Annotated in this window: 10 protein-coding genes; 9 read left to right on the top strand and 1 reads right to left on the bottom strand. The window is 65.2% G+C overall.

The genetic code is table 11. The features are described from left to right. Nucleotides 1-50 precede the first annotated feature (50 nt). A complete protein-coding gene (locus ACFORG_RS14460) occupies nt 51-1,394 on the bottom strand; it encodes a hypothetical protein (RefSeq protein WP_386736247.1) in 1,344 nt (447 codons plus the stop codon). Nucleotides 1,395-2,151: 757 nt separating this feature from the next. On the opposite strand from ACFORG_RS14460, the gene ACFORG_RS14455 reads away from it, so the two are divergent. The 9 genes from ACFORG_RS14455 (at nt 2,152) to ACFORG_RS14415 (ending at nt 8,881) form a co-directional block, all read left to right on the top strand. Next, a complete protein-coding gene (locus tag ACFORG_RS14455) occupies nt 2,152-3,522 on the top strand; it encodes a DNA-packaging protein (RefSeq protein WP_386736612.1) in 1,371 nt (456 codons plus the stop codon). 102 nt (nt 3,523-3,624) lie between these two features. After that, nucleotides 3,625-4,080: a DinB family protein gene (locus ACFORG_RS14450; RefSeq protein WP_386736246.1), complete on the top strand. Its 456-nt coding sequence runs from the start codon at nt 3,625-3,627 to the stop codon at nt 4,078-4,080. A gap of 130 nt (nt 4,081-4,210) precedes the next feature. Continuing rightward, a complete protein-coding gene (locus tag ACFORG_RS14445; protein WP_386736245.1) occupies nt 4,211-5,383 on the top strand; it encodes a phage portal protein in 1,173 nt (390 codons plus the stop codon). Continuing rightward, nucleotides 5,376-5,600 carry a GTA head formation protein, RCAP_rcc01685 family gene (locus ACFORG_RS14440; protein WP_386736244.1) on the top strand — a complete coding sequence of 75 codons (225 nt, stop codon included), beginning with the start codon at nt 5,376-5,378 and terminating at the stop codon, nt 5,598-5,600. Before ACFORG_RS14445 ends, ACFORG_RS14440 begins: the two co-directional genes overlap by 8 nt. 30 nt (nt 5,601-5,630) lie before the next feature. After that, a complete protein-coding gene (locus ACFORG_RS14435) occupies nt 5,631-6,206 on the top strand; it encodes an HK97 family phage prohead protease (protein ID WP_386736243.1) in 576 nt (191 codons plus the stop codon). A 13-nt stretch (nt 6,207-6,219) separates the two neighbouring features. Beyond that, the gene (locus ACFORG_RS14430) at nt 6,220-7,380 is read left to right on the top strand and encodes a phage major capsid protein (RefSeq protein ID WP_386736242.1); all 1,161 of its coding nucleotides are present in this window, start codon (nt 6,220-6,222) and stop codon (nt 7,378-7,380) included. 177 nt (nt 7,381-7,557) lie between these two features. Then, nucleotides 7,558-8,157, top strand: a complete 600-nt coding sequence (locus ACFORG_RS14425) for a head-tail connector protein (RefSeq protein ID WP_386736241.1) — start codon at nt 7,558-7,560, stop codon at nt 8,155-8,157. Beyond that, nucleotides 8,154-8,492: a head-tail adaptor protein gene (locus ACFORG_RS14420; protein ID WP_386736240.1), complete on the top strand. Its 339-nt coding sequence runs from the start codon at nt 8,154-8,156 to the stop codon at nt 8,490-8,492. Before ACFORG_RS14425 ends, ACFORG_RS14420 begins: the two co-directional genes overlap by 4 nt. Next, nucleotides 8,489-8,881, top strand: coding sequence for a DUF3168 domain-containing protein (locus ACFORG_RS14415; protein WP_386736239.1), 393 nt, complete (start codon nt 8,489-8,491; stop codon nt 8,879-8,881). The genes ACFORG_RS14420 and ACFORG_RS14415 overlap by 4 nt, the downstream gene beginning before the upstream one ends.

The following is an 8,881-nucleotide window of genomic DNA, read 5'->3' as shown; positions in this document are numbered from 1 at the left end:
GCCCGGAGCCGTGATGGCTCCGGGCGTTTTGTTTTCAGGGGTTCCGGCGATCAGCCGAAAATATCGTCGAGCGTGCCGATGAAGGCGTTGGCCGTGGCCGCGTCTTCGAAATCCCAGATCTCCTTGCCGCCGACGCCCTTGGGGCCGAGCTGAACATCGGTGCCATCCCCGACGATCCGGCCGCCACCCGCGAAGCTTTCGCTGACCGAGCCGTTCTTTTTCATGTCGCCGCCGAATTCCTCGGCGATGAAGGCGACGAAATCATCCTTGCCGACAAAGGTCGGCGAGCCGGAGATGCCCGCGCCGCCCGATACCTTGTACACGAACTCATCTACCAGCGAGCCTTCACGGGCTTCGACCCCGACCGCGTCGCGGACCTGGTCGATGAACTGCTGCGCGGTGGCCTGATCGTCGAATTCATAGCGTTCCTTGCCGCCGACACCCTGGCTGCCGAGATCGACAATATCCTTGTCGGCCCCGATCAGCTTGATCTGGTTGGCTTTGTAGCTGGTGCTGACATTGCCGTTCTTGATCTGGGTGCCGCCGAGACCGTCTGCGATGATTTCGATGGCTTCGTTGATGATTGCGCGCCGGTCGCCGGTGAAATCGGCCTTGACGGTGTCGAGGAATGCCTGAGCCGTCGCGTTATCGGCGAACTCGAACAGCTCGCTGCCACCGACACCCTGAGCGCCCAGGCTGACCTTGACGTCGTCCCTGATGTTGATCTGGTTCGCGGTGTAGCCCAGATCGCTGACATTGCCATTGCCGAGCTTCCATCCGCCGAATTGTTCGGCGAGATCGTCGATGTAGATGTCGGCCCAGCTCAGATCCTTGGCGTCGCCGGTCGATTTGAACTTGATCTGCCTGACATCGTCGTCGCGGGTCGAGACGGTGACGGTGCGGCTGTAGTCGCCGATCTGGATGCCGGTCAGGACCTCTTGTTGCGTCACGGTCGCCTTGCCGAGCAGATCCTGTGCAAAGGCATTGAAGGCGCCTGCCTCGGCCTCGGCCTGTGCGCCGGTTCCGAAATCGACCCGGAACGAGCCGCCGACACCGCCATTGGCGATCTTGACCTCGGTGCCGTCATCCTGAAGCGAAATGGACGGGTTGGTTCCGTTGGAATCGAGAACCGGGCCTTTGCCGCCTTCGTAGTTTTCGAGAGCATTGTCGCTGATCGAACCAACGCTTTCGACGATGGAGCCGTCTTCGTTATTGTTCTTGTTCAGGATTTTCGCGGTTTCGATCAGGAAATCCTCGACCGAGTCGATATCGTGGCGAATTTCGCCGTCGATCACGAATTGCAAAAGCCCGTCGGTCACCCAGACCTGAAAGGACGTTTCCTTGCTGCTGCCCGGAGTCGTTTCGATCCGGTCAAATATTTTGTACGTGGCCACTTTGGGCACCCCCATTTACAGGCAAGCGCCAAGAGGGTCTGGCGCCTGCAACAGAACTCTTCAACTGCCTTCTCAAGACGAAATAACCATCTGAAAACAGGTGGTTTTCGGCGTTCTATTCGAAACATGGCGAGAATAAGGCAGTGAGAAAGGAAATAGTTTTAAGTGAAAGTATAGTCAATATGATAATTAATTAGGCGAGAATAAATGATGATATTAGCAACCTTAGATTGCTGAAGTGATTCAAATTCCCGATTTGATAATAATTACCCGTGGTAATTGCCCTGTGGGGATTTCTTTCGTGATGATTGGGTTTAATGATTCGTGACTTCGTCGCCCGATGAACCGTTGCGAGGCTGTTGCCGGGCAGCTTGACCTTGCGCGCGGTTTCTCGTATAGGTTGTGTCATGCTAGAAGACTTGGGTGAGCGGCCCCGGAGGATCTCCGGTGGGCGTTTTTTCATGTCTCTCGTGCGGAGATCACTCACGCATGAGGTCGATGAGCATGACTTTGATTACCCCGGAGGAGCGGATTTCCCGGACGGCTGACCTGTTGCAGTCGCTCGAGACATCCATTCGCGAGTTGCGTAACGCGGCAGAAGACCTGCGGAAGCGGCTGGCGGCCGGGGAGGATGCGGATCTTGCAGGCACCAGCAAGCAACTGGGTCAGGTCGACAGCCTGATCCGCAGTTGTCAGAAAGTGGAGACGAGTTTTGTCGAACATCACACCAGACAAGCAGGGATCGCCCAAGGGGGCTATGCCCTCGATCTTGAACGGGCCCGGTCTGAGATCGGGTGCCGCCTGGCTCGCCTCCGCGCCTGCTGCGGTGCGGGATCAGTTTCTGAGTGAAATCGGGGAGGGGGGGCTGTGTGCCCTCCCTTTCCTTTTCGAATTCTGGGCGCTGCCGCACCAGCTGCCGCCCGAGGGGACGTGGCGGTCATGGATCATCATGGGCGGGCGCGGTGCAGGCAAGACGCGGGCCGGTGCGGAATGGGTGCGCGCGCAGGTCGAAGGGTCGAAGCCGCTGGACGAGGGCCATGCACGGCGCGTGGCGCTGGTGGGGGAGACCTATGACCAGGTGCGCGACGTGATGGTTTTCGGTGACAGCGGCATCCTTGCCTGTTCGCCGCCGGACCGGCGCCCGCGGTGGAAGGCGTCCGAGCGCAAGCTGGTCTGGCCGAACGGGGCCGAGGCGCAGGCGTTTTCAGCGGCCGACCCCGAGGCGTTGCGCGGGCCGCAATTCGACGCGGCATGGGTGGATGAGCTGGCCAAGTGGAAGAAGGCCGGCGAGACATGGGACATGCTGCAATTCGCGCTGCGGTTGGGAGAGCATCCGCAGGTCTGCGTGACCACGACGCCGCGCAACGTGCCGGTGTTGAAGGCGCTGCTGGCTGCGCCATCGACGGTGGTGACCCATGCGCCCACCGAGGCGAACAGGGCGAACCTGGCCGAGTCTTTCTTGCAGGAGGTGCGCGCGCGCTATGCGGGCACGCGGCTGGGTCGGCAGGAGCTGGATGGCGTCCTGCTGGCGGATGCCGAGGGCGCGCTGTGGACCGGGTCGATGCTGGAGGCCGCGCAGGTTGCGCGTGCGCCGGTTCTGGACCGCGTGGTCGTGGCGCTGGATCCGGCGGTCAGTTCGGGCGCGGCCGCGGATGAGTGCGGTATCGTGGTGGCCGGGGCGCAGTTGCAGGGACCGCCCGAGGAGTGGCGCGCCTATGTGCTGGCCGATTGCACGGTGAGCGGTCTGGGGCCGTCGGGCTGGGCGCGGGCGGCGATCGACGCGATGGACGCTTATGGGGCCGAGCGGCTGGTGGCCGAGGTCAACCAGGGTGGCCAACTGGTCGAGGAGGTGGTGCGGCAGGTGGCACCGCTGACCCCGTTCCGCGCGGTGCGCGCTGCGCGCGGCAAGAGCGCGCGGGCCGAACCGGTGGCGGCGCTTTACGAACAGGGGCGGGTGCGGCATTTGCCGGGGCTGGACGCGCTGGAAGAGCAGATGTGCCTGATGACGGCGCGGGGATTCGAAGGGCAGGGATCGCCCGACCGGGTCGATGCGTTGGTCTGGGCGCTGCACGAGCTGATGATCTCTCCGGCGGCGCAGATGCGCAGGCCGCGCCTGCGGGCAGTCTAGGCCTCCGCGAAGCAGAGCGCCGCCTGCTTGATCGGGCGGCGCGGGCGCAGCTATGGTTCCGATACCGTGCGAGTTATCGCACAGGCGAACGGAGCGCGTCCGATGACAGGTTTGCAGGCCGAGTGGGACCACATGCGTGGTTTGACCGTGGACCTGCTGGCCAATTGCTCCCCCGACGATCTGCAATTTTCACTGCATCCCCAAAGCGGTCCGCTGTGGAAGCAGTTCCGCCACATGGGGCGGGTCCATGCCGAGTATCTGGCCGGGTTGGAGACCGGCAAGATGGCGTTCGGCACGGGTGCTGGCCGCTACACGGGGGGCGTGACGGCGCGTGAGCTTGCCGGTTATCTCGCGGATCTGAACGCGTGGCATTGTCGCGTCATGGCGCAACCCGATCCCCCTCAACTCATCAACTGGTTCGGCGAGCGCGTGTCGCGCGATCTGCACATGGTACGCCTGATCGCCCACGAGGCGCTGCACCACGGGCAGCTGATGCTGTTCTGGCGGGCGCTGGGGCATTCTTTTCCGACAAGCTGGGAGAGCTGGGGCGTCGCCTGACCGTCCCGTCAAAGCGTAGGCGTTGCGCCAGTGCCGTACGCCCCTGTCCGGCATCGTAAACCTCTTTGCTGGATAACCCTTTCCAACGACGGCCGATGAGAGCGGCGGTAAGAAGATAGGAGCGTCAAGCATGGTATTCGATTTCTTGCGTCGTGGGGCACCGGCCGAGGCGCCCGAGGCCAAGGCAAGCGCGGCAGGGCCGGTGGTGGCATGGCACGGGGCGGGTCGGGTGGCCTGGAGCCCGCGCGACGCGGTCTCGCTGACCAGGACGGGGTTTTCGGGCAACCCGGTGGGCTTTCGCTGCGTAAAGCTGATCGCCGAGGCGGCGGCGGCGCTGCCACTGGTCTTGCAGGATGCCGAACGCCGCTACGAGACGCATCCGATGATGGCGCTGGTGCGTCGCCCAAATGCGGCGCAGGGCAAGGCGGAACTGCTGGAGGCGCTGTTCGGGCAGTTGCTTCTATCGGGCAATGCCTATGTCGAGGCTGTGGCGGGCGAAGGGTCGCTGCCGCTGGAGCTGCACGTGCTGCGCTCGGACCGGATGAGCGTGGTGCCGGGGGCCGATGGCTGGCCGGTGGGCTACGAATACGCGGTGGGGGCCAAGAAGCATCGCTTTGCCGCCGAGGCGGTCTGTCACATCAAGTCCTTTCATCCGCAGGACGATCATTACGGGTTCTCGGCGCTGCAGGCGGCGGCGATGGCGATCGATGTGCACAACGCGGCGTCGCGCTGGTCGAAATCCTTGTTGGACAATGCAGCGCGGCCCTCGGGCGCGCTGGTGTGGAAGGGGGGCGACGGCCAGGGCGTGATGGCCGAGGAGCAGTTCCGCCGCCTCTCGGACGAGATCGACGCGAATTATCGCGGGGCGCGCAATGCCGGGCGACCGATGGTTCTGGAAGGTGGCCTCGACTGGAAACCGATGGGGTTCTCGCCCTCGGACATGGAGTTTCAAAAGACCAAGGAAGCCGCCGCCCGCGAGATCGCGCTGGCCTTTGGCGTGCCCCCGATGCTGCTGGGGATCGCCGGTGACGCGACCTATTCGAACTACCAGGAGGCCAATCGGGCGTTCTATCGCCTGACCGTTCTGCCCCTGGTGACGCGGGTGGCGGCGGCGGTGTCGGAATGGTTGTCGGGCCTGTCGGGCGAAGCGCTGGAGCTGAAACCCGACATGGACCAGGTGCCGGCACTGTCGGCCGAGCGCGATGCGCAATGGGCGCGCGTGGCGCGGGCCGATTTCCTGACCGCGGCGGAGAAGCGGGCGCTTCTGGGTCTGCCCGCGCTGGCGGAACCGGCCGATGGCTGATGGTCCGGGCTATCCGCCCTTTGACTGTGCGCCGGGGATGAAGCTGGCGGCGCATGAGCGGGTCGCGGCGATCCAGCACGAACACCTGTGCCACCGGCTGGACCAGCTCGAAGAGTTGATCGCGCGGCTGGAGCGACGGTTGTGGCTGGCCGTCTACGGCGTGGCGGCGGCCATCGTAGGGCAGTTGTTCCAATCCATTCTCGTCGCCACACCCTGAGGGTTTGCAGGCAGTTACAAGGAGTTTCTCATGCAGATGGAAAGCGGGCTAGAGACCAAGTTCGCCCGGTTCGGCGATGGGCTGTCGGTGAGCGACGGCGCGGTGATCGAGGGCTATGCAAGCCTCTTCGGGCAGATCGACCAGGGCGGCGATTGCGTGCAGCCGGGGGCCTATGCGTCCAGCCTCAAGGCGCTGGAGGCCGAGGGACGCCGGGTCAAGATGCTGTGGCAGCACGATCCGGCCCAGCCCATCGGGGTCTGGGACGAGCTGCGCGAGGATGCGCGGGGCCTGCGGGTCAAGGGGCGCCTGCTGGACAGCACGCAAAAGGGCCGCGAGGCGGCGGCGCTGATCGCCGCAGGGGCTATTGACGGGCTGTCGATCGGCTATCGCACCAGACGTGCGCAGAAGGATGACAGGGGCCGCAGGCTCCTGACCGAACTGGAGCTTTGGGAGGTGTCACTGGTGACCTTTCCGATGCTGCCCAGTGCGCGGGTGGCGGCCAAGGGCGATGCGCCCTGCACCGATACCTGGCGCAGTATCGCCGAGGTCCTCGACGAGGCCCGGCAGGAGCTGGCGCGGGGCTGGCACCGAACTTCAACCCGGTGAAAGGGGCATGCCGATGAGCACGAGTGATGGGGGCAACCCGATGGTTCGCGAGGTGAAGCAGGCGATGACCGGCTTCGTCAGCGAATTCAAGGGGTTCCGCGACGATATGAACAACCGTTTGACACAAGCAGAAGAGCGACTGACCATGCTGGATCGTAAATCTCACCTTGCGGCGCGCCCGCATCTTGCCGCCGCTACTGACGCCGGTGCCCCGCATCAGAAAGCGTTCGACGCCTATCTGCGTTCGGGCGACGATGACGGGCTGCGCGGGCTGGAGATCGAAGCGAAGTCGCTGTCGACCGTGGTCAACAGCGATGGCGGCTATCTTGTCGATCCGCAAACGGCCGAGGCGATCAAGTCGGTGCTGCGTTCGACGGCGTCGATCCGATCCATCGCGCAGGTGGTGAATGTCGAGGCGAATTCCTTTGACGTGCTGGTCGATCATGCCGACATGGGCGCGGGCTGGGCTGACGAAACCTCGGCCACTGCCGAGACGGGTACGCCGTCGATCGACCGTATCTCTATCCCGCTGCACGAGCTGAGCGCGCTGCCCAAGGCAAGCCAGCGCCTGCTGGATGACAGCGCGTTCGATGTCGAGGGCTGGCTGGCCGAGCGGATCGCGAACAAGTTCGCGCGCGCCGAGGCGGCGGCCTTTGTCAATGGCGACGGGCAGGACAAGCCGCGCGGCTTCCTGACCCATGCCAAGGTCGACAACGATGTCTGGGCCTGGGGCAATCTGGGCTATGTGCCGACGGGCGCCGCCGGAGAGGTCACGGCCGAGGCGATTGTCGACCTGGTCTATGCGCTGGGCGCGCAGTACCGGGCCAATGCGAGCTTTGTCATGAGTTCGAAGACCGCAGGGATCATCCGCAAACTGAAGGACGGCGATGGCCGCTTCCTGTGGTCGGACGGGCTGGCAGCGGGTGAGCCCGCGCGGCTGATGGGTTACCCGGTGCTGATCGCCGAGGACATGCCCGAGCCCGCGACCGACAGCTACTCTATCGCGTTCGGTGATTTCCACGCGGGCTATACCGTGGCCGAGCGGCCCGACCTGCGCGTGCTGCGCGACCCGTTCAGCGCCAAGCCGCATGTCCTGTTCTACGCCACCAAGCGCGTCGGCGGTGACGTGAGCGATTTCGCCGCGATCAAACTGCTGAAATTCGGCACCGCGTAAGCGGACCGGATCCCGGGGGGAGGGTGATCGCCCCCCGGGTCGCGGGCGCGGGTCGCGTATCCGGCCTTGCGTCGTCTAGCTGCTCCCCTCCGTCCGAGCGGCGTGGGGCGCGCGGACCGCGCCCGGTTTTCGCAGAAATGACGGCCCGGAGGGGTCCGAGCTTGGTGGAGTTATGGGATGATGTTGAACGAAGAGACCACGGTTCCGCAGGCGGCGCTGCCGGTCGCGCAGTTCAAGGCGCATCTGCGGCTGGGAACCGGGTTTGCCGAGGATGCGGTGCAGGATGCGGTGTTGGAAAGCTTCCTGCGGGCGGCAATCGCGGCGATCGAAGCGCGGACCGGCAAGGTGTTGATCGCGCGCGCGTTCACCTGGGTGCTGACCGCGTGGCGCGACCGCTATGGCGAGGTATTGCCGGTTGCGCCGGTGGTGTCGGTGGACGGGGTGGCGTTGCGCGATGCGGGCGGGTCCGAGACGGTGCTGGAGCCGGGGGCCGTGCGCCTTGAGCAGGACGGGCAGCGCCCGGTGCTGCGCCCGCGCGGGACCTTGTTGCCATCGCTGGGCACGGGTGGGTCGGTGCGCATCGCCTTTACCGCGGGGATGGCGGCCGCATGGGATGATCTGCCGGCCGATCTGGCGCAGGCGGTGCTGCTGCTGGCGGCGCATTACTACGAGTACCGCAACGAGACGGCGCTGGGAGATGGCTGCATGCCGTTCGGCGTGACGACCCTGATCCAGCGTTACCGCGTGGTGCGGTTCGGGATGGGAGTGGTGCGATGAGGCAGCCGCATTTGAACCGGGCCCTCGTGCTCGAAGAGCCGGGACGCGTGCCGGATGGTGCGGGCGGCTATGTCGAAAGCTGGCAGGCCGTGGGCACGCTTTGGGCAGAGGTGACGGCGCGCACCGGGCGCGAGCGGGACGTGGGTGGAGTGCAGGTGTCGCGCACCGGGTATCGCATCGTGGTGCGCGGCGCGCCCGTGGGCTCGACCATGCGGCCCGCACCGGAGCAGAGGTTTCGCGATGGCGCGCGTGTCTGGGTGATCCGCGCCGTTGCCGAGAGTGACGGGCGCGGGAGCTATCTGACCTGTTTCGCGGACGAGGAGGTGGCAGCATGAGTTATGGCATGGCGGCAGCCCTGCAAACGGCGATCTACGCGACGCTCAGCGCCGATCCGCGCCTGTCGGGCTTGGTGCATGACGCGCTGCCCGAGGGTGAGTTGCCCGAAACCTATGTCCGGCTTGGCCCGGAAGAGGTGCGTGAGGCATCCGACCGCGAGGGTGGCGGCGCGCTGCATCGCTTTACCGTGTCGGTCATCAGCGGTGCGGCGGGATTTGCCGGGGCAAAGGACCTGGCCGGCGCCGTCTGCGACCGGCTGGAGGATGCGCCACCGGTGCTGGCGCGCGGCCGGATCGTGGGGATCTGGTTCGAGCGGGCCAAGGCCGGAACATCGGGTGGGCTTCGCCGGATCGACCTGCGGTTCCGCGCGCGGCTGGAAGACAACTGA

This window comes from Lutimaribacter marinistellae (assembly GCF_042648365.1).
Lineage (GTDB): Bacteria > Pseudomonadota > Alphaproteobacteria > Rhodobacterales > Rhodobacteraceae > Lutimaribacter_A > Lutimaribacter_A marinistellae.
Note: the sequence above shows the minus strand (reverse complement) of the source record. Positions and strands in the feature narration are given on the sequence as shown.

Coding starts and splice junctions, on each gene's coding strand:
- ACFORG_RS14455 (WP_386736612.1), top strand. CDS start 2,152: ATGCCCTCGATCTTGAACGGGCCCGGTCTGAGATCGGGTGCCGCCTGG.
- ACFORG_RS14450 (WP_386736246.1), top strand. CDS start 3,625: ATGACAGGTTTGCAGGCCGAGTGGGACCACATGCGTGGTTTGACCGTG.
- ACFORG_RS14445 (WP_386736245.1), top strand. CDS start 4,211: ATGGTATTCGATTTCTTGCGTCGTGGGGCACCGGCCGAGGCGCCCGAG.
- ACFORG_RS14440 (WP_386736244.1), top strand. CDS start 5,376: ATGGCTGATGGTCCGGGCTATCCGCCCTTTGACTGTGCGCCGGGGATG.
- ACFORG_RS14435 (WP_386736243.1), top strand. CDS start 5,631: ATGCAGATGGAAAGCGGGCTAGAGACCAAGTTCGCCCGGTTCGGCGAT.
- ACFORG_RS14430 (WP_386736242.1), top strand. CDS start 6,220: ATGAGCACGAGTGATGGGGGCAACCCGATGGTTCGCGAGGTGAAGCAG.
- ACFORG_RS14425 (WP_386736241.1), top strand. CDS start 7,558: ATGATGTTGAACGAAGAGACCACGGTTCCGCAGGCGGCGCTGCCGGTC.
- ACFORG_RS14420 (WP_386736240.1), top strand. CDS start 8,154: ATGAGGCAGCCGCATTTGAACCGGGCCCTCGTGCTCGAAGAGCCGGGA.
- ACFORG_RS14415 (WP_386736239.1), top strand. CDS start 8,489: ATGAGTTATGGCATGGCGGCAGCCCTGCAAACGGCGATCTACGCGACG.